This is a genomic window from Massilia scottii, assembly GCF_030846495.1.
GTDB classification, from domain to species: domain Bacteria; phylum Pseudomonadota; class Gammaproteobacteria; order Burkholderiales; family Burkholderiaceae_D; genus Telluria_A; species Telluria_A violaceinigra.
In genome coordinates, this window is the sequence record NZ_JAVCWM010000019.1 from 70,160 (window position 1) to 87,952 (window position 17,793).

Consider the following 17,793-nt stretch of genomic DNA (forward strand, 5'->3'; position numbering starts at 1 on the left):
TGTCTGGGATGATCCGACCCTTGCGGGTCAGGGCTGTGGTAGGACGCCGGCTTCGCGCAGGGCGCCGCGGACCGCGTCGTGGCAGTCTTGCCCCAGCGGCGCCAGGGGCAGGCGGATGCCGGCAGGCATCAGGCCCATTTCCGCCAGCGCCCATTTGACCGGGACCGGGTTCGGCTCGATAAACAGTTTCTGGTGCAGCGGCATGACCTTGTCGTTGATCTCGACGGCGCGGGCGATGTCGCCCCCCATCGCGGCCACGCACAGTTCGTGCATCGCGCGCGGCGCCACGTTGGCCGTGACCGAAATGTTGCCGGCGCCACCGCACAGCATCAGTGCGATCGCGGTCGGGTCGTCCCCCGAATACACGGCGAACGATTTGTCTACGCTGCGCAGCAATTCCAGGCCGCGCCCGATGTTGCCGGTCGCATCCTTGAGGCCGACGATGTTCGGGATGGCGGACAGGCGCACCACGGTGTCGTTGCTCATGTCGGCCACGGTACGGCCCGGCACGTTGTACAAAATGATCGGCAGGTCGACCGCTTCGGCGATCGCCTTGAAGTGGCGGTACATGCCTTCCTGGGTCGGACGGTTGTAGTAAGGCACCACCACCAGCGCGGCATCGGCCCCGACATCCCTGGCAAATTCGGTCAGCTTGATCGCCTCGGCGGTCGAATTGCCACCGGTGCCGGCAATGATCGGAATGCGGCCCTTGGCGTGTTCGACGGCCAGCTTGACCAGTTCGCAGTGTTCCTCGACGCTGACGGTGGCCGATTCGCCCGTGGTGCCGACGATGACGATGCCATCGGTACCCTCGGCGATGTGCCAGTCGATCAGCTTGCGCAGGCCCGGATGGTCCAGACTGCCGTCTGCATGCATCGGGGTGACGATTGCTACTATGCTGCCCTTGATCATATGTAGGTAACTATGCTGGTAAGTAAAAGCCTGATTGTAGCGGATCGTCCGCCGGAATGGTTCATTGTTGACTAGAATCGCGCTTCGGTCGGCGCCGCGCCGCCGTCCAGACGGGCATCGGCGCGCGCAAAATCGGGCCCGGCGGCGCACAGGCGCTGCACCATGGCCGCCTTGGGCACGCTGGTAAAACCGTCCTCGAAGGCCAGCACGCGCAGCTGATGGGCCGCCGCCTGGCGCAGCAGCTCGCCTTCGTGCAGCAAAAAGGCTGGATTGCTCGGCCGGCCGAATTCTTCATTTCCGCATGCAAACGTTTCGTAGATCAGCAAACCGCCCGCGGCCAGGCTGCGCACCAGCGCGGGAATGAGCGGCCGGTGCAGGTAATTGGTCACCACGATCACGGCAAAGCGCCCTTCCTCGAACGGCCAGGCCAGGGTGCCGTCTTCGAGGTCGAATTGCAGCGTGGCGATGCCCTCGCCCGCCGCGGCGGCCAGTGCCTCGGGGTCGCGGTCGAGCGCGAGCACCGGGTGGCCGAGCGCGGCCAGCAGGCGCGCGTGGCGGCCGGTGCCGCAGGCCAGGTCGAGCGCCTCGCCGCGCGGCGCCAGCGGCGCGAAGCGGGCGATCCAGGCGGATGGGTCGGAGTGGAATGTGTCGGTCATCGGGAATTCCTTTATCAAGTGTAAGCCAGGCCCATCGCTTCGCGCACATCGCGCATCGTTTCCTGCGCCAGCTTGCGCGCCGTTTCGCAGCCGTCGGCGACGATGGCGCGCACCAGCGAGGGGTCGTCCAGGTATTGCTGGGCACGTTCGTGCATCGGTTCCTGTTCCTTGACGATGGCGTCGATCACCGGCTGCTTGCATTCGATGCAGCCGATGCCGGCCGTGGTGCAGCCCTGGACCACCCAGTCGCGGGTCGCTTCGTCGGAATAGACTTCGTGCAATTGCCACACCGGGCATGTGCGCGGATCGCCGGGGTCGGTACGGCGCACGCGCGCCGGGTCGGTCGGCATGGTGCGCACCTTCTTGGCTACCGACTCCTTGTCTTCGCGCAGGGAAATGGCGTTGCCGTAACTTTTGGACATCTTGCGCCCGTCCAGCCCGGGCAGGCGCGATGCCACCGTCAGCTTGGCCTGCGGCTCGACCAGGATCAGCTTGCGGCTGCCTTCCAGGTAGCCGAACAGGCGCTCGCGGTCGATCATCGACAGGCTTTGGGCATCGTTGAGCATGGCATGGGCTTGCTCCAACGCATCGTCCTTGCCTTCCTGCTGGTACGCGGTGCGCAGTTCCAGGTACAGCCGGGCGCGCTTGCTGCCGAGCTTCTTGACCGCGTCCATGGCCTTTTCCTCGAAGCCTTTTTCCTTGCCGTACATATGATTGAAGCGGCGCGCGATCTCGCGCATCATTTCGATGTGCGGCACCTGGTCGTCGCCCACCGGCACCTGGGTCGCGCGGTAGATCAGCACGTCGGCCGCCTGCAGCAGCGGGTAGCCCAGGAAGCCATAGGTGGCCAGATCCTTATTGCTGAGGTTATCGATCTGGTCCTTGTAGGTCGGCACCCGTTCGAGCCAGCCGAGCGGCGTGGCCATCGACAGCAGCAGGTGCAGTTCGGCATGCTCGGGCACGCGCGACTGGATGAACAGGGTCGCCTGCGAGGGGTCGATCCCGGCCGCCAGCCAGTCGACCAGCATGTCCCAGGTGCTGCGCTCGATGACCGTGGGGTCGTCGTAATGCGTGGTCAGGGCGTGCCAGTCGGCCACGAAGAACAGGCAGGGCTGTTGCGACTGCATCCTGATCCAGTTTTTCAGGGCGCCGTGGTAATGGCCAAGGTGCATGGTGCCTGTCGGGCGCATGCCGGAAACAACACGATCTGGGTACATGAATTAACTCAGGAGAAAATAAAAGGGAGAGGCGACCTTGGCAAAGGCGGCAATCGCGATCGTCATCGCCCTGGACAGGAAGCTGTCGAGCACATGCAGGCGCATCAGCAGGATGAAGGACGCGAAAATGAGCACGTCGATCACGGCGATATCGTTGACGAGCTTGAACGTACGCTTGGGCAAAGCTGCCAGCATGCCGGACGGCAGCAGCGATGCCAGGGACCGTCCGCCGTCCGGCGGCACGGTCGGCAGCCAGCGCAGCACGCGCTCGGGCAGCACGCTGGCCAGCACGTGGCTGCCGTCGAGCGGCGGGATCGGCAGCAGGTTAAATACCATCATGACCGCGTTCACGCTCACCCCGGCGCGCACCATGTCGAACCAGAAGCGCTCGCCGATGCCGGCCACCGCCAGCAGGATGCCGATGATGCTCCAGGCCACGCCCATGGCGAAATTGGCCGCCGGGCCGGCCAGGGCCACGAAGGCCATGTGTTTTTTGGGATTGCGCAGGCGGTCGAACTCGACCGGGACCGGCTTGGCGTAACCGAAGGGCAACTGGATCAGCCAGTACAGCACCAGCGGCAACACCACGGTGCCGAAAGGATCGATATGACGCAGCGGATTGATGCTCAGGCGGCCTTCGTTGGCCGCAGTCGGATCGCCGAAATACCGGGCCACGTAGCCGTGCCCCACTTCATGCAGCGAAATGGCGAACAGGACCGGAATCGCGAACACTAGCAGTGCCTGGACGGTCTGGTGAGTGCTATTCATCGCACGATTCTAGCAGAGCGGGCGCACGGCCCTGGCGCTGCCCCGGGGGCCGCGGGGCCGGTCAAAGGCCGAACACGGCGGCGTCGCCGCGGCCCTGGCGCACCAGCACGACATCGTCGCCGGTCAGGTCGATCACGGTGGTCGGTTCGAGCGAGCAGGCGCCGCCGTCGACGATCAGGTCGACCTGCTTGTCGATGCGCGCGCGGATGCTGTCGGCGTCGGTCAGCAGTTCGCTGCCTTCGCCGTCCGGGTCGGGCAGGATCAGGGTGGTGCCCAGCAGCGGCTGGCCCAGCTCGGCCAGCAGCGCCTGGGCGATGGCGTTTTCGGGCACGCGCAGGCCGATGGTCTTGCGCGACGGGTGCGACAGGCGGCGCGGCACGATCCGGGTCGCTTCCAGGATCACCGTGTACGGGCCCGGCGTGGCGGCTTTCAACAGGCGGAACTGGCGGTTGTCGACCCGCGCGTAGACCGCGATCTCGGACAGGTCGCGGCACAGCAAAGTGAGGTGGTGTTTTTCATCGATGCCGCGGATGCGGCGCAACTTTTCCACCGCCCCCTTGTCGTCCAGGTGGCACACCAGGGCGTAGCACGAGTCGGTCGGCAGCGCGACAATGCCGCCGCCGTGGATGATCTGGGCGGCCTGCTTGATCAGGCGCGCCTGCGGATTGTCGGGATGGATTTGAAAGAATTGGCTCATGCGGGCGGCAGGTTGTTGAGGGCGGCGATACGCTCTTCCATCGGCGGGTGGGTCGAGAACAGCGCACCCCAGCCATTGCTGTGGCCGGAAATGCCGAACGCCGACATTTGCGACGGCAAGGCGCCGGGCGCCAGGCCGCCCAGACGCATCAGGGCTTGCTGCATGGGACGCGGGCTGCCCAGCAACTTGGCCGAGCCGGCGTCGGCGCGGAATTCGCGCTGGCGCGAAAACCAGGCGACGATGATCGACGCGACCAGGCCGAACACCAGTTCGCACACGAACACGGTGGCTATATAGCCGATGCCGGGGCCGCGGTCGCTGTTACCACGCAGCAAAACCTTGTCGACGAAAAAGCCGACCACGCGCGCCAGGAACACCACGAAGGTATTGACCACGCCCTGGATCAGGGTCAGCGTCACCATGTCGCCATTGGCGACGTGGGCCACTTCGTGCCCGAGCACGGCTTCGACTTCGTCGCGGTCCATGCTTTCCAACAAGCCGGTGGAAACGGCGACCAAGGCGGAATTTTTAAAGGCGCCGGTGGCAAAGGCATTCGGCTCGCCTTCGTAGACGGCGACCTCGGGCATGGCGATGCCGGCCCGTTCGGCCAGCTTGCGCACGGTATTGACCAGCCACACTTCATGGGGCGTGACCGGGTTGTCGATGACGCGCGCGCCGGTCGACCATTTCGCCATCGTTTTGCTCATCAGCAAGGAAATGAACGATCCGGTGAAGCCGACCACGGCCGAAAACACCAGCAGCTGGCCGATGTCGATGCCGGACGCACTGACCCCGCGCGCAATGCCGAACAGGTTCAGCACCAGCGTCAGGACGAGGATCACGGCAAGGTTAGTGGCAAGGAACAGCAAAACACGCTTCATGGCAAGCCTCCCGGCGTCGACATTAATAAACAGGAAATTAAGATAAGGCTGACCGGGGCAAATACAAGAGCCGCGCCGCTGCCGCCATGGCAGCAGCGGCGCGTTTTAAGCCTGCGCTAAGCACTGCTGCCAGGGATACGGCCAGCCTCGCGGCGAGCCTTACGGCGAGCCTTACGCCACGGCTTAGAACCAGTCGTGCCAGACCGGCTTGACGCTTGACGGCAGCGGCGGCAAGGCCGCGAAATCCACGCGCGATTCGCCCGGCGCATGAAAATCGGTGCCGCGCGAGGCCAGGAAGCCATAACGCCGCGCTTCCTCGGCGTACAGGTGATATTGATCGGGCGTGTGGCTGCCCGTGACTACCTCGATCGCCGTGCCGCCCAGTTGCTTGAATTCATCGAACAGCGCGCCCTGCCCCACCATGCCCAGCTTGTAGCGGCCCGGATGGGCAATCACCGGAATGCCGCCGGCGCCGCGAATCCAGCCGACCGCCTGCGTCAGGCTGGCCCAGCGGTGCGGGACGTAGCCCGGTTTGCCTTCGATCAGGTATTTACGGAACACTTCCGGAATATTCGCGCATACGCCGGACTCGACCAGATAGCGCGCGAAATGGGTGCGCGACATCAGGTCGGGATTGTCGACGAACTTGAGCGCGCCCTCGTAGGCGCCGGGAATGCCGGCCCGGGCCAGCTGGTCGGCCATTTCGCGCCCGCGCGCATCGCGTCCGCTGCGGGTATCGGCCAGGCCCTGCACCAGGCCGGGATTGTCGGCATCGATCTGCAGGCCGACGATGTGCACCGTGTGGTTGGCCCAGGTGATCGAAATTTCGACGCCGGAGACGAAGTGCATGCCCAGTTCGCCGGCCGCCGCGCGCGCCGCGGGCACGCCGCCGACTTCATCGTGGTCGGTCAGGGCCCACACGTTCACCCCCGCTTTATGCGCGTATTTGGCGACGGCGGCCGGCGCCAGGACGCCGTCGGACACGGTCGAGTGACAATGGAGATCTACATTCAGCATACGCAGGCAATGCTCGGATCGGCAACAGAGTGGGGACAGGCTTTATTGTACGCTGACTGAGCGATTGGCGCGGAGTGTGGCGGAGTGTGGCCGATTGCGCCTCCGCCGCCGCCATGCCTTAGGCCAGGAACGCCTCCACCATCGCGGCCAGCGCCTCCGGCTGGTCGTGGTGCAGCATATGTCCGGCGTCGGCCATCATGCGCGTCGTCACCGTTTTCAAGTGCCCCAGGCGGCGGTCGACCTCGATGCGCGCTTCCTCGCGCGGCCCCATCCATTGCCACATATTGGTATCCTCCGCCTCGACCCACAGCACCGGCGCCGTGATGGCCGACCAGCACGCCATCACTTCTTCCACCTGGTAGCCGAGCGGCGTCGGCTTCTTGTGATTCGGGTCGCCCAGGATTTCCCACTCGCCGCCATCGTTGCGGGCCGACCAGTGCTGCGACAAAAACTGCGCGCGTGCGTCCGACAGGCGCGGATTGGTCTTTTGCAGCCTTGCCGCCACCGCCGCCTGGCTCGGATAGGTGCGCAGCGAGGGCGGCTCGCGCATTTCATCGAGCCACTTGGCATAGCGCCGCGGCGCCTTTTCCGGGTTCGACGCGGGCATGCCGAAGCCTTCCAGATTGATCAGGCGGCGCACCCGGGCCGGACGCGCACCGGCGTAAATGCCGACCACGTTGCCGCCCATGCTGTGGCCGAGCAGGTTGATTGCCTCGCCCGGCGCATAATGGTCGACGATGGCATCGAGATCGGCCACGTAGTCGGGGAACCAGTAGGTGTCCGAATGGCTGCGCTCGGTCAGCCCGAAGCCGCGCCAGTCGGGCGAGATGACGTGCCAATCGTTTTTAAGGCAATCGACCACGAACTGGAACGAGGCGGACACATCCATCCAGCCGTGCACCATGAACAGCTTGGGCGCACCCTCCCTGCCCCAGTGGCGCACGTGGGTACGCAAGCCGCGTACGGTCAGAAATTCGGAACGGGATGGTTTCATGGGACACTCGGCAATAAAAAAGAACGACCGTTCGAATTATACCGGAGAACTTTTCCCGAGGTGCCGCCGGCCTCGACCGGGGCCGCGGTCAGCTACCACGAGCAGGGTCAGGTAGCGGGTGGATGCAAGCGGGTGTCAAGTGCAAAGGCCTCTTGGAACGCCTTGGCGACCATCTTGCCGCCTCGCTTGCGATCGAAGATGAGGTTCCAGCTATGTTTTGAAACCACACTCGGCAGGAGTACAAACTCATGTCTATCAAGCAAAGCGTCGCCAAACTGCTGCTGGCCAATACTCGGCACGCCTGGGGCGAGCCAGTTTGGGTTCGGCAGATCCAATGGATTGACAACATATATACGAGGACCGACAGTCGGATCGAGCCGCAACGACGTCAGTACGTGCGCAACCGTGTCCAAGGTTTTAAATCCTTTGTGAACCGCCACCTCGAGTATGGCTGTCGCAGGGTCGAGAGAGCAGTAAACAACGTATTTGGAACCCTTGACATTCCAGCGGCCGCCGACGCGGAAGGCACCTTCGCCACTGTCCCATGCGGACGCGTGCACGGCTTGATCCAGGCGCCAGGCAACCAGGCTTGCATGACCCGAGATGTCCGGTAAAGGTGTCACGCGTAAACGCCGTATTCCAGTCTGGTGAGCAAGTCCTTAACCAGATCGTAACCCGCACTCGTCGACAACAAATCAAGCGGCCGCCGTCCTTCAAGCGCCAGCGCAGGTTCACCAAGCCACCGAACACCCTCCTCCTTCGATCCGAACACCGCGCTAGCCTGGGTCATTACCTCGGCAAAGTTCCACGCTTTGCTGCTTTGTTCGCTGGTGAGGAGCTTGTCCGCAGCGTGCCTGCGCTGCGACGTCCTTTTGCTCATGCCGACAGTTTTTTGAAGAAACTCGGGATTCTTTAATTCAGGAATACTCTCGATCAGAAAAGTCATGACAGCGTTGGGAAATCCTTCCATGATGAGTACATGAACGTCGAGCTTGGTTTCAATTTTCCGCTTCATCGCCTCTTCGCCGCCCAGAAACATGACGGTCTGTGGGAACTTCGCCAACTCGCCGGTAGCGATGGATGATTCAACGACGATGCGCCCCGGCGTGTCTCGCGCTGATGCTGCCTTCATTGTTGCCCCCTTCCCCCGACACATGTCATTTCAAAGTATGTCACGTGTCACGCGGAAGTCAACCGGACAACGCTGCTTTCATGGGCGATGTCCTTCCAGCTTCAGTTGTAGCGAAAAATAGGGTGACCGCTTAATTGGTCCAGTACAAATACCGCAGAAAACCCATGCCGGTATTGGTCTTGCTGGCCTGTTCGGCCATCTCGGGCAGCGGCGAGACCGGGTGGGTCTTGTCGATGCGCTGGCAATGGCTGGTCGGCAGCTTGGTGCGGCGGAAAGCGTACAGGGTACCGGCCGCCGGCGGCTGCAGATACACCCTGGCCACATTCAAGCCGGTCCCCTCCGGACACAAGGGCGCCATCGCCGCCAGCATCCCGTTTCCGCCCTGCGCGGCCGGCAACAAGCTGCGGCCTTGCCACAGCGCCGACATTTCCTTGATCATCATGTCCCAACTGGCGAAATCGGCCGTGTCGAGCGGCACCGGGAAGACGGTGTTGGCCTGCTTTGGGTTGCCGATCCACTCTTCGTCGTCATCGGTCTCGGCCAGCACTTCCCGGCGCATCTTGCCCGAGACCAGGAAGCCGTTGCCGATCAGCTGGTGCGCCGCCTTGAGCAAGGCCGGCCGCGCCAGGATCACACCGTTATAGTCCTTGGCCAGGTCGAACGCGCGCACATTGGTCAGCAAGCCCTCGATGAAATGATGGTAGGCCAGCGACCATAAAATATCGCTCTGGTCGACCCGGATCACGGCGCCGAGATTGTATTCGCGGTCGTAATATTCCTGATCGTTACTCGGGCCGCTCATGCGGAACGCCTGGTGCCCGCGCTTGGGCAGGGCGAACAGGTATTTTTCCCACAGCTTGACCTGGCCGTCGCTGTCGAGGTCCAGCTCCCACTGCGCCGGCGCCAGGCGCAGCGACTTGCGCTTGCCGAGCTTGATCTGGGACAGCAGCTTGCGCGTGGCGCCCAGTTCCGCGATCACGTAGTCGATTTCCTTGGTCACCTCGACCACGATGGCGTCATTCGACGTACGGTCTTTATGCATCCGCTCGAAGCCACGCGTGCCCCAGGTGACGATCTGGCGCACCAGCGCCGTATCGCGGCAGATGACGGCGGCAATGCGCGCATCGTCATCCTTGGGCACGGCGCCCTTGGCCACCTCGCGGCAGGCGGCGTGGTAGCCGTCGGTGGTGGTGAAATCGGCAGCGCGTGCCGCCGGAGCCGCCATGGCGGCGGCCAGGGCCAGCGCACCGGCCAGGCGCGAAACAGGGGAAAGTCGCATGAAGCCTCCGCTATAAACGTGTCATAAAAGAAAGCTATCCTACGCGAAACAAATAGTCTTGCGCCGCCCCGCCTTGTGATTAGAAGAAAACCCCCAACCTTCCCCGGACGCGGCGGTAAACGGCCATGCCGCGTCGAAAGCGCCGGGGCGGCGTAAAATAGCGCCATTCCAACGCTTCCTGACACTAATTATGGCTATCTACCAACTGGGCGAGCATGCGCCCGAGATTCACGCGTCCGCCTACGTCGCCGATTCGGCCAGCCTGATCGGCAAAGTGACGCTGGAGGCCAATACCTCGGTCTGGTCCGGCGTGACCATTCGCGGCGACAACGAGCGCATCACGATCGGCGCCAACAGTAACGTGCAGGAAGGCACGGTCATGCATACCGACATGGGCTATCCGCTTACCATCGGCAGCAATGTGACGGTCGGCCACCAGGCCATGCTGCACGGCTGCACGGTGGGCGATGGCTCGCTGATCGGCATCCAGGCCGTGATCCTCAATGGCGCCAGGATCGGCAAGGGTTGCCTGGTCGGCGCCGGTGCGCTGGTGACCGAAGGAAAAGAATTCCCTGACCACTCGCTCATCATCGGCGCACCGGCCAAGGCCGTGCGCACCCTGAGCGCGGAAGACATCGCGCGTCTCGAAGGCAGCGCCGCCAGCTATGTTGCACGCGCCCAGCTATTCAAGACGCAACTGAAAAAGATTGGATAAACAATGACTACAGACAATAACAGCGACACCCTGCAAAAATTCATCTTCGACAATGCCGCCGTGCGCGGCGAGTTCGTTGAAATCTCAAGCACCTGGCGCGAGATCCAGCAGCGCCACAACTACCCGCCGGCCGTCAGGACGGTGCTCGGCGAAATGGTGGCGGCGGCGGCCCTGCTGTCGGCCAACCTCAAGTTCAACGGCGCCATCGTCATGCAGATCCACGGCGACGGGCCGGTGCGCCTGCTGGTGGTCGAATGCGATTCCGACCTGCGCATGCGCGCCACCGCCAAGCTGGCGGAAGGCGTGACCGTGGCCGACGACGCCAGCCTGGGCGAGCTGCTCAACGCCGGCGGCAAGGCGCGCTTCGTCATCACGCTCGACCCGGCCGACAAGATGCCCGGCCAGCAGCCCTACCAGGGCATCGTGCCGCTCGACGGCGACGACATGGCGACCGTCATCGAAAACTACATGCTGCGCTCCGAGCAGCTCGACACGCGCCTGTGGCTGGCGGCCGACGACAGCGTCTCGCGCGGCCTGCTGCTGCAAAAGCTGCCGCGCCACAGCGGCAAGGATGACCAGATCAAGCAAGGCAGCGAAGCCGACGAACTGGAAACCTGGAACCGCGCCGTCATGCTCGCCTCGACCCTGAAGCAGGAAGAGCTGCTCTCGACCGATATCCAGACCCTGATGAACCGCCTGTTCTGGGAAGAGACGATCCGCGTATTCGAGCCGGCCCATCCCCAGTTCCACTGCAGCTGCACGCGCGAAAAAGTCGGCAACATGCTCAAGATGCTGGGCCGCGAGGAAGTCGACGGCGCCCTCGATGAACTGGGCCAGCTGGCGATCGACTGCGACTTCTGCGGCAAGCACTACTCGTTCGACAAGGTCGACTGCGCGCAGCTGTTCGTGGGCGACACGCCGGTCGAAGTGCTGCTTCCCGCCAGCGACGTGAAGCACTGACATGCGCGAGTCGCCACGCTCCGCCTTCCCGCATTTTCTGGCGATACCGACGCGCTGGATGGACAACGACGCCTACCAGCACGTCAACAACGTCGTCTACTACAGCTTTTTCGACACCGCCGTGAATCAGTTCCTGATCGCGCGCGGCGTGCTCGATATCCACGCCGACAGCGTGGTCGGGCTGGTGGTCGACACGGGCTGTTCGTACTTTAGTTCGATCGCCTTTCCGGACACGGTGCACGTGGGCGTGCGCGTGGCCAAGCTGGGTAACTCCAGCGTGCGCTACGAGCTGGCGCTGTACCGCAACGATGAAGCGCTGCCTGCGGCGGCCGGGCATTTCGTTCATGTGTACGTCGAGCGCGCGAGCAACCGTTCGGTACCCGTACCCGACGCCGTGCGCGCCGTGCTGGCCAGCATCGCCAGCGCGCCGCCGGCATAAGCCGGCATGCAGGCGGCATCGACCCACACCATGCGCACCCTCGCGCATGACGATGCCGGCGCCTTGCTGGCATTCGAACTGGCCAACCGCGCCTGGTTCGAGCGCAACGTCGAAGCGCGCGACCCGGCGTTCTATTCCCCGCACGGCGTGGCGCGCCACATCGCGCACTACCTGGAAGGCCATGCGGCCGGCACCTGGCATCCGTGCGTGCTTCTCGATGAGGAAGGCCGGATCGCCGGACGCGCCAATCTGAAGGACATCGACCGTTCCAAAGGTTCGGCTGAAGTGGGCTACCGCATCGCCCATGACCAGACCGGCAAGGGTCTGGCCACGTTCGCCCTGCAAAACCTGATCGCGCTGGCCCGCTCGACCTGGCAACTGAGGGAGCTGCGCGCCGAGATCACCCTCGCCAACCAGGGTTCGGCGGCGGTGCTGCGCAAATGCGGCTTCGTCCACGCGGGCGAGCTGCCGCGCCTGGCCATGATCGACAACGCCTGGGCCGACGGCGCCCGCTATCTGCTGGACCTGCGGCCGTCTTAGCGCGCTATTGCCCCAGCGCGTAATCGAGCGCGTAGAAGTGCTTGCCGTCGACCACCGTGAGCGCCAGTGTGCCGGTGATGCCGCTTAACTCCTCCGTGCCCGAATCGGGAACGATCGTGATGGCCGCCTGGCTCGTCCCGCCCTGCATCGTGCCCGCATGCTGCAGCACGAAGCTGCCCTTCCTGCCCCCCAGCGTACCGCTGACGCGTTCAATGGCGACGTAAGCGGCCGAACCTTTGGTGTCGCTCACCGCCGTGAGCATGGTGCCCTTGCCGGTGGCCGCCAGCGCGCCGCCATACTGCTTGTCGAGCGCCATGCGGGCGATGGCGGTACGGCCTTCCTTCTCGGGAGCGCCAGCGGGTATGATCGCTATCTCGAACGGCCCGCTGGCGCGCAGCATGGGCGGCGCGGCCGGCGACGGTTGTGCGGCAGCCGGTTGCAGGAAGGCGAGCAGGGAGAGCGCGACAGCGCTGAAGCGGAACAAGGACATGGCAGGCTTTCGATTCAAGAGTGGGCGGCGACGGCACAATGGCGCGCTCGCTGGAAGCTCCACACTAAGCGCAAGGACGAAAAACATCTTGGATAAACCCGACACCACGCCAGCGACGCCGAAAGGCGTCATCGATCCGCTCGGCATGGCGCGCCGCATCCGCCTGGCCACCTACCCGCCATCGGCGCCGCTGGCGCACTTTGTCGACTACTTCTGGATCGTCGAATGGAACATGGGCGAGCGCGCACCCGAAATCCAGCGTGTGCTGCCGTATCCGAATGCGCACCTGGTGTTCGAGCGCGGCCAGAGCGCCATTCACGGCGTGGTGCGCGGCGCGTTCGAGCGCAGCGTGGCGGGAGCGGGGCGCGTGCTCGGCGTGCGCTTCAAGCCGGGCGGACTGCGTCCATTCATCGCGCATCCGGTCTCGCGCCTGGCCGACCGCACCATGCCGTTCGACGAAGTCCTGCGCATGCCCACCGCCGCTGCCGAACAGCGCGTGCTGGACGGCGCCAGCGATGCCGACATGGTCGGCGCGGCCGAAGCGATGCTGCTCGCCGTGCTGCCGGCGTCAGACCCACGCGCGCTGCTCGCCGAACAAGCCGTCAACGCCGCCGCAGCCGTCGACGGACCGGCCAGCGTGGCCGCCCTGTGCGCACAGGTGGGAATCGAAGAACGCGCACTGCAAAGGCTGTTCAGTAATTATGTGGGGGTGTCGCCCAAGTGGGTGATCCAGCGCTACCGGCTGCAGGAAGCAAGCTGGCGCCTGGCCAGGCCGGCGCCGGCGGACCTGGCGGCGCTGGCCAGTGACCTCGGCTTTTTCGACCAGGCCCATTTCACGCGCGACTTCACCAGGCTGGTGGGCACGTCGCCGCTGGAATACTGGAAGTCGCAGCAGGCGCCGCGTCAGAGCGGCCCATAAAGCCTGCGCACGGCAGCCGCATCGGCGCCATCGGGGAGAAAATACTGCAGTTGCCAGCGCTGCGTGGCCTGCGCCTGTTTGCTGGTCGTGAGCACCCATGGCGGATACACGCGGATCGCGCGCTTGCCGCCCTGCCCCGCGCGCGCCACGATATCGCGTCTCGCCAGCACCGCCCTGGGAAAGACAAACTGCCCGAACTGGCCCCCCTCGCGGGTACTGACCACGAACAGGTCCACCGGGTCGGTCTCGTCGAACGGCTGGATCGGCCCGCTGCCGATGCGCTTCCACAGCGTGACGAACTGGCCAACCTTGGTCGGGGTGATTTTGGCGACGCGAAAGCGCACCTGCATGCCCTCGACCGCGAAACTGCTGGCCGCGTACTCGGCGCTTTCCGCCTCGTGCAGCGGCGCGCTCCAGGCCATGCCGTGCGTGTCGTACGCGCGCTGGAGCACGTGCAGGTCGGGATGGAAGGGGTTTTCTTTCAGTGTCATGGGATCAGGCAGCGCAGCTGTGGTGAAAGCGGCATTGTAGCCGCCCGCACGGGCTGCGCGCCTGGCGCCACGATCACTGGTTCAACAGCACCTGGGTGATCAGGCCCGTGGCGATTGCCACCAGCGCATAGTCGCCATTGGCCTGTACCCAGTGCGCGCCGCGCGGCGGCGCGCTCAGGCGGCGGCTGCGCCAGTCGCTGACCACGTAACTGCTGCCGCGGTACTGGTGATCGAGATACGCGCCGCGGCGGAAGTGGTGACGCCGGGATGGGCCATGATCGTAAGCCTGGTAGCCGCCGCGCGGGCTGTCGTAACGGTCGCCGCGGCGATCGTGGTGACGGTCGCGCTCATGGCGGTCGCTGCGCGCGTAACGGTCATTGCGTTCATAGTGCTCGCTGCGCTGGCCATGCTCGCCGCGGTAGTCGCGCGATTGAGCGAAGGCTGCGCTGCCGGTGCCCATGCAAACAGCCATGAGGGCGATGATGAGGGCTTTCTTGTGCATATGAACTCCTGTCGTAGATACTGCCTGCAGCAAGATGGACCGTCCGGAAAATGCCGCCTCTCCGGGGACCAGGGCGACTACTGCGTGTCGTCCATGTAGCCATTACACCCCGCTTTGCCTCTTGCAACCAGCATGGTCCGGTAAGAAGTGTTACCGGACGTGTCTGCGGGTGCCCCGATCGGGCCGATCGCGCCGCTCATCCCCGCATGGCACCGGTCGGCACCTTTTCCCGCCAATGGCCCCCGCTTCGCACAGAATGCGGTCATTCTCACCACCCCACCTGACGAAGGCACGACATGCAAAGCACCCTCCTGTTCTCACTGGCCCTGATGGCATCCACCAGCGCGGCGGCAGCCGCCGGCAGCGTGACCGAACCCCCGATGGTCGCCATCAAGGGCGGCACGTTTGCGATGGGCGGCACCATCCCGGGTACGAGCAAGGACTATCCGACCGACCAGCCGGTCCACGACGTGCGCGTGGCCAGCTTCCAGATGGCGAAGTACGAAGTCACCGTCGGCCAGTTCCGCCAGTTCGTCGAAGCGACCGGCCACAAGACGTCGAAAGAATGCTGGAAATTCGGCAGCACCGAATGGGGCATCGAAATGGCACCGGGCGCCTGGAATACGCCGGCCTACGCACCGGGCGACTACCATCCGGTCATGTGCGTCACCTGGAAGGACGCCACCGCCTACGCCGCATGGCTGTCGGCCCAAACCGGCAAGCCGTACCGCCTGCCGTCGGAAGCGGAATGGGAATACGCCGCGCGCGCCGGCAGCAAGACCGACTACCCGTTCGGCGACGACGCCAGCCAGGTGTGCCGCCATGCGAACATCCGCGATTTCTCGGGCAACAAGGCGATCGCCGCGCTCATCGGCCGCACCGGCAAGCCCGCCATCTGCGAAGACGGCGCCGCATTCACCACGGTGGTCGGCATGTACGAGCCCAACGCCTTCGGCCTGTACGACATGATCGGCAACGTGGGCGAGTACGTGGCCGATTGCGAGCACCTGAACTACGAAGGCGCACCGGCGGACGGTTCCGCATGGACCGCCGACTGCCACAAGCGCGATTCGCCCATGAAGATGCACCGGGGCGGCAGCTACGGGGCGCGCGACGCGCGCACGGCGGTGCGCGGGCATGCGGGCGATGAAAACCCGAGCAGCATCGGCGAAGGCTTCCGCCTTGCGCTGGGCGGGCCGGTGCTGCCCCAGGCGCCGGCGGTGGCGCGCTTCGAAGCGGAGTTGGCCACGGCGCGTGCAGCGGAACGCGAGCGGCGCAAGATGGCCAAATAAAGCCGGGCGTGCCGCCTTGCTAGAATGCGCTCTCCGATCATTCACTCGATAACCCGACCGCATGCCACTGCACTTCTTCCCGCGCGACCGCGACTTCTGGGCTTACCACTGCAGCGCCGTCGCGGTGGGCGTGATGGCCAGTACCGCCATCGCCGTCGCGTGGGGTTTCATGGTCAGGCTGCAGGTCTACTCCAGCCTGGCGTGGATTCCGTTCTACACGCTGGCGGTACTCGTGTTGCGCTGGCTGTACAAGCGGCGCGGCGGCGACTCCGTGCCGATCGCCAGGCTCATTGCCATCGTGGTGCTGTACAGCGCGGTGGCCGGCATGTTGATCGGCGCCTGCGTCACAGCCGCGGTCATGCCGCTGCACTTGGAAACCATCAGTGCCAAATACAAACGGCTCAAGGTCCCGGTGATCCCGTCCGAAATCATACTGAACAAGTTCATCGACGAAGCGCCCAAGAGCCAGCTGTTCGTGGCGGTGTGGGGCTTCATCTACATCAGCGTGAGCAGCAGCCGCCGCATCAAGAAGGCCGAAGTGTTCAACCTGCGCCTGCAAAACAACCTGAAGGAAGCGCAGTTGAGCAGCCTGTCGAACCAGCTCAACCCGCACTTCCTGTTCAATTCACTCAATAACATTCGCTTCATGATCCACGAAGATGCGCAGCGCGCCGACGCGATGATTACCTCGTTCTCCGACATCCTGCGCTATTCGCTCGAAAGCAGCCAGCACGAAAAAGTCAGCCTGCACCATGAAGTGGGCATCATCACCAAGTACCTTGCCATCGTCAAGACGCAGCTGGAAGAACGCCTGGCCTTTTCCCTTCACATCGCGCCCGGCCTGGACGACGCGCTGATGCCGCCGATGGTCTTGCAGATGCTGGTCGAGAACGCGGTCAAGCATGGCCTCGACCAGCTTCAGGGCGGCGGCACCTTGACCGTGAGCGCATCCCGGCAAGGCCAGTGCCTGCTGCTGGAGGTAGACAACGACGCCCCGAGCGCGCCGCTGCAGGCGCTCGGGTGCACCGGCATTGGCCTGCTCAATATCGGGCAGCGCCTGCACCTCCTGTACGGCGACCTGGCCGCGCTGAACACCACCCACGCGGGTGGCGTCTTCAAGGTCGGCATCACGCTGCCGCTGGAGCGGGCGGCATGAGGGTGATGGTGATCGAAGACTCGCGCCTGGCGCGCGAAGGGCTGGTGCGCATGCTCGGCCAGTTCGACGGGGTCGACGTGATCGGCCAGGCCGACCATCCGGCGACGGCGGCGCCGCTGATCGCCGAACTGCGGCCGGACGTGCTGTTCCTCGACATCCACATGCCTGGCGCGAGCGGATTCGACCTGCTCGAAATGCTCGACTACCTTCCGCGCATTGTCTTCACGACCGCCTATTCCGAATACGCCATCCGCTCGTTCGACTACAACACCGTCGACTACCTGCTCAAGCCAGTCAGCCACGAACGGCTGGCCACCGCGATCGCCAAGCTGGCCGCCGCCGACGCCGCGCCGGCAGCGGCGCCACGGCCGCCGCTGGACATCAACAGCAAGATTTTCGTGAAGGACGGCGAACGCTGCCACCTGGTGAGCCTGGAGACGATCCGGTATATCGAAAGCTGCAAGAACTACGTGCGCATCTTCTTCGGCAGCGAAAAAGCCTACGTCAAGAAATCGCTGAACAGCATCGAGGAGCGGCTGCCGGTCAAGTTCTTCTTCCGCGCCAACCGCCAGTGCATCATCAACCTGCAGGAGATCCGCGCCATCGAAGAATCGATCTCGCTCGGCTACGAAGTGACGATGAGCGACGGCAAAGTGCTCGACATCTCGCGCCGCAATGCCCAGCAATTGAAGGACCTGTTGAGTTTCTAACGACGGCAAGGTTGGCGGCCGGGACC

General features: G+C 64.5%; 22 protein-coding genes. 8 read left to right on the forward strand and 14 right to left on the reverse strand.

The genetic code is table 11. From position 1 onward, the window contains the following. Positions 1–27: 27 nt before the first annotated feature. The 11 genes from dapA to RBA41_RS23365 form a co-directional block, all read right to left on the reverse strand. Positions 28–912, reverse strand: a complete 885-nt coding sequence (dapA, locus tag RBA41_RS23315; RefSeq protein WP_306626629.1) for a 4-hydroxy-tetrahydrodipicolinate synthase — start codon at positions 910–912, stop codon at positions 28–30. 71 nt (positions 913–983) lie between these two features. Further along, positions 984–1,568, reverse strand: coding sequence for a class I SAM-dependent methyltransferase (locus RBA41_RS23320; RefSeq protein WP_306626630.1), 585 nt, complete (start codon positions 1,566–1,568; stop codon positions 984–986). A gap of 14 nt (positions 1,569–1,582) precedes the next feature. Further along, on the reverse strand, positions 1,583–2,785 hold the full coding sequence (locus RBA41_RS23325) for a tryptophan--tRNA ligase (protein WP_306626631.1): 1,203 nt from the start codon (positions 2,783–2,785) through the stop codon (positions 1,583–1,585). Positions 2,786–2,788: 3 nt separating this feature from the next. After that, positions 2,789–3,553 carry a site-2 protease family protein gene (locus tag RBA41_RS23330; RefSeq protein WP_306626632.1) on the reverse strand — a complete coding sequence of 255 codons (765 nt, stop codon included), beginning with the start codon at positions 3,551–3,553 and terminating at the stop codon, positions 2,789–2,791. Positions 3,554–3,614: 61 nt separating this feature from the next. Further along, complete coding sequence (locus tag RBA41_RS23335; protein ID WP_306626633.1) at positions 3,615–4,250, reverse strand: L-threonylcarbamoyladenylate synthase; 636 nt, start codon at positions 4,248–4,250, stop codon at positions 3,615–3,617. Continuing rightward, a complete protein-coding gene (htpX, locus tag RBA41_RS23340; RefSeq protein ID WP_306626634.1) occupies positions 4,247–5,131 on the reverse strand; it encodes a protease HtpX in 885 nt (294 codons plus the stop codon). Before htpX ends, RBA41_RS23335 begins: the two co-directional genes overlap by 4 nt. 183 nt (positions 5,132–5,314) lie before the next feature. After that, entirely contained in the window at positions 5,315–6,148 is an 834-nt protein-coding gene (locus RBA41_RS23345) for a 3',5'-nucleoside bisphosphate phosphatase (protein ID WP_306626635.1), read from the reverse strand. A gap of 118 nt (positions 6,149–6,266) precedes the next feature. After that, positions 6,267–7,142, reverse strand: a complete 876-nt coding sequence (locus RBA41_RS23350) for an alpha/beta fold hydrolase (protein ID WP_306626636.1) — start codon at positions 7,140–7,142, stop codon at positions 6,267–6,269. Between the two features lie 107 nt (positions 7,143–7,249). Then, positions 7,250–7,765, reverse strand: a complete 516-nt coding sequence (locus RBA41_RS23355; protein ID WP_306626637.1) for an RES family NAD+ phosphorylase — start codon at positions 7,763–7,765, stop codon at positions 7,250–7,252. Beyond that, positions 7,762–8,274, reverse strand: coding sequence for an Xre family toxin-antitoxin system antitoxin (locus tag RBA41_RS23360; RefSeq protein ID WP_306626638.1), 513 nt, complete (start codon positions 8,272–8,274; stop codon positions 7,762–7,764). The genes RBA41_RS23355 and RBA41_RS23360 overlap by 4 nt, the downstream gene beginning before the upstream one ends. 130 nt (positions 8,275–8,404) lie before the next feature. Continuing rightward, entirely contained in the window at positions 8,405–9,553 is a 1,149-nt protein-coding gene (locus RBA41_RS23365; protein ID WP_306626639.1) for a hypothetical protein, read from the reverse strand. A gap of 190 nt (positions 9,554–9,743) precedes the next feature. On the opposite strand from RBA41_RS23365, the gene RBA41_RS23370 reads away from it, so the two are divergent. From RBA41_RS23370 to RBA41_RS23385, 4 genes are read left to right on the forward strand one after another with little or no spacing between them, the layout of a single operon-like run. Then, the gene (locus tag RBA41_RS23370) at positions 9,744–10,268 is read left to right on the forward strand and encodes a gamma carbonic anhydrase family protein (RefSeq protein WP_306626640.1); all 525 of its coding nucleotides are present in this window, start codon (positions 9,744–9,746) and stop codon (positions 10,266–10,268) included. Between the two features lie 3 nt (positions 10,269–10,271). Further along, positions 10,272–11,228 (forward strand): Hsp33 family molecular chaperone HslO, encoded by a 957-nt coding sequence (hslO, locus tag RBA41_RS23375; protein ID WP_306626641.1) that lies wholly within the window; start codon positions 10,272–10,274, stop codon positions 11,226–11,228. 1 nt (position 11,229) lies between these two features. Continuing rightward, a complete protein-coding gene (locus RBA41_RS23380) occupies positions 11,230–11,667 on the forward strand; it encodes an acyl-CoA thioesterase (RefSeq protein WP_306626642.1) in 438 nt (145 codons plus the stop codon). Positions 11,668–11,673: 6 nt separating this feature from the next. Continuing rightward, positions 11,674–12,207, forward strand: coding sequence for a GNAT family N-acetyltransferase (locus tag RBA41_RS23385; protein ID WP_306626643.1), 534 nt, complete (start codon positions 11,674–11,676; stop codon positions 12,205–12,207). 4 nt (positions 12,208–12,211) lie between these two features. On the opposite strand, the gene RBA41_RS23390 is transcribed toward RBA41_RS23385, so the two are convergent. Further along, on the reverse strand, positions 12,212–12,697 hold the full coding sequence (locus RBA41_RS23390) for a DUF3224 domain-containing protein (protein ID WP_306626644.1): 486 nt from the start codon (positions 12,695–12,697) through the stop codon (positions 12,212–12,214). 88 nt (positions 12,698–12,785) lie between these two features. Here RBA41_RS23390 and RBA41_RS23395 point away from each other — a divergent pair, with 88 nt between their 5' ends. Beyond that, on the forward strand, positions 12,786–13,616 hold the full coding sequence (locus tag RBA41_RS23395) for a helix-turn-helix domain-containing protein (RefSeq protein ID WP_306626645.1): 831 nt from the start codon (positions 12,786–12,788) through the stop codon (positions 13,614–13,616). Here the strand turns inward: RBA41_RS23395 and RBA41_RS23400 are convergent. Both RBA41_RS23400 and RBA41_RS23405 read right to left on the reverse strand, forming a co-directional pair. After that, a complete protein-coding gene (locus RBA41_RS23400; RefSeq protein WP_306626646.1) occupies positions 13,601–14,107 on the reverse strand; it encodes a MepB family protein in 507 nt (168 codons plus the stop codon). The genes RBA41_RS23395 and RBA41_RS23400 overlap by 16 nt on opposite strands. A gap of 73 nt (positions 14,108–14,180) precedes the next feature. Next, positions 14,181–14,609, reverse strand: coding sequence for an RcnB family protein (locus tag RBA41_RS23405; RefSeq protein ID WP_306626647.1), 429 nt, complete (start codon positions 14,607–14,609; stop codon positions 14,181–14,183). Positions 14,610–14,905: 296 nt separating this feature from the next. Here RBA41_RS23405 and RBA41_RS23410 point away from each other — a divergent pair, with 296 nt between their 5' ends. From RBA41_RS23410 to RBA41_RS23420, 3 genes are all read left to right on the forward strand, one after another. Beyond that, entirely contained in the window at positions 14,906–15,901 is a 996-nt protein-coding gene (locus RBA41_RS23410) for a formylglycine-generating enzyme family protein (RefSeq protein WP_306626648.1), read from the forward strand. A gap of 61 nt (positions 15,902–15,962) precedes the next feature. Beyond that, positions 15,963–17,057, forward strand: coding sequence for a sensor histidine kinase (locus RBA41_RS23415; RefSeq protein WP_306626649.1), 1,095 nt, complete (start codon positions 15,963–15,965; stop codon positions 17,055–17,057). After that, positions 17,054–17,767, forward strand: a complete 714-nt coding sequence (locus RBA41_RS23420) for a LytR/AlgR family response regulator transcription factor (protein ID WP_306626650.1) — start codon at positions 17,054–17,056, stop codon at positions 17,765–17,767. The genes RBA41_RS23415 and RBA41_RS23420 overlap by 4 nt, the downstream gene beginning before the upstream one ends. The last annotated feature ends 26 nt before the right edge of the window (positions 17,768–17,793 follow it).

Coding starts and splice junctions, on each gene's coding strand:
- RBA41_RS23330 (WP_306626632.1), bottom strand. CDS start 3,553: ATGAATAGCACTCACCAGACCGTCCAGGCACTGCTAGTGTTCGCGATT.
- RBA41_RS23405 (WP_306626647.1), bottom strand. CDS start 14,609: ATGCACAAGAAAGCCCTCATCATCGCCCTCATGGCTGTTTGCATGGGC.
- RBA41_RS23345 (WP_306626635.1), bottom strand. CDS start 6,148: ATGCTGAATGTAGATCTCCATTGTCACTCGACCGTGTCCGACGGCGTC.
- RBA41_RS23360 (WP_306626638.1), bottom strand. CDS start 8,274: ATGAAGGCAGCATCAGCGCGAGACACGCCGGGGCGCATCGTCGTTGAA.
- RBA41_RS23365 (WP_306626639.1), bottom strand. CDS start 9,553: ATGCGACTTTCCCCTGTTTCGCGCCTGGCCGGTGCGCTGGCCCTGGCC.
- RBA41_RS23370 (WP_306626640.1), top strand. CDS start 9,744: ATGGCTATCTACCAACTGGGCGAGCATGCGCCCGAGATTCACGCGTCC.
- RBA41_RS23415 (WP_306626649.1), top strand. CDS start 15,963: ATGCCACTGCACTTCTTCCCGCGCGACCGCGACTTCTGGGCTTACCAC.
- hslO (WP_306626641.1), top strand. CDS start 10,272: ATGACTACAGACAATAACAGCGACACCCTGCAAAAATTCATCTTCGAC.
- RBA41_RS23410 (WP_306626648.1), top strand. CDS start 14,906: ATGCAAAGCACCCTCCTGTTCTCACTGGCCCTGATGGCATCCACCAGC.
- dapA (WP_306626629.1), bottom strand. CDS start 912: ATGATCAAGGGCAGCATAGTAGCAATCGTCACCCCGATGCATGCAGAC.
- RBA41_RS23390 (WP_306626644.1), bottom strand. CDS start 12,697: ATGTCCTTGTTCCGCTTCAGCGCTGTCGCGCTCTCCCTGCTCGCCTTC.
- RBA41_RS23320 (WP_306626630.1), bottom strand. CDS start 1,568: ATGACCGACACATTCCACTCCGACCCATCCGCCTGGATCGCCCGCTTC.
- RBA41_RS23400 (WP_306626646.1), bottom strand. CDS start 14,107: ATGACACTGAAAGAAAACCCCTTCCATCCCGACCTGCACGTGCTCCAG.
- htpX (WP_306626634.1), bottom strand. CDS start 5,131: ATGAAGCGTGTTTTGCTGTTCCTTGCCACTAACCTTGCCGTGATCCTC.
- RBA41_RS23380 (WP_306626642.1), top strand. CDS start 11,230: ATGCGCGAGTCGCCACGCTCCGCCTTCCCGCATTTTCTGGCGATACCG.
- RBA41_RS23325 (WP_306626631.1), bottom strand. CDS start 2,785: ATGTACCCAGATCGTGTTGTTTCCGGCATGCGCCCGACAGGCACCATG.
- RBA41_RS23335 (WP_306626633.1), bottom strand. CDS start 4,250: ATGAGCCAATTCTTTCAAATCCATCCCGACAATCCGCAGGCGCGCCTG.
- RBA41_RS23350 (WP_306626636.1), bottom strand. CDS start 7,142: ATGAAACCATCCCGTTCCGAATTTCTGACCGTACGCGGCTTGCGTACC.
- RBA41_RS23385 (WP_306626643.1), top strand. CDS start 11,674: ATGCAGGCGGCATCGACCCACACCATGCGCACCCTCGCGCATGACGAT.
- RBA41_RS23420 (WP_306626650.1), top strand. CDS start 17,054: ATGAGGGTGATGGTGATCGAAGACTCGCGCCTGGCGCGCGAAGGGCTG.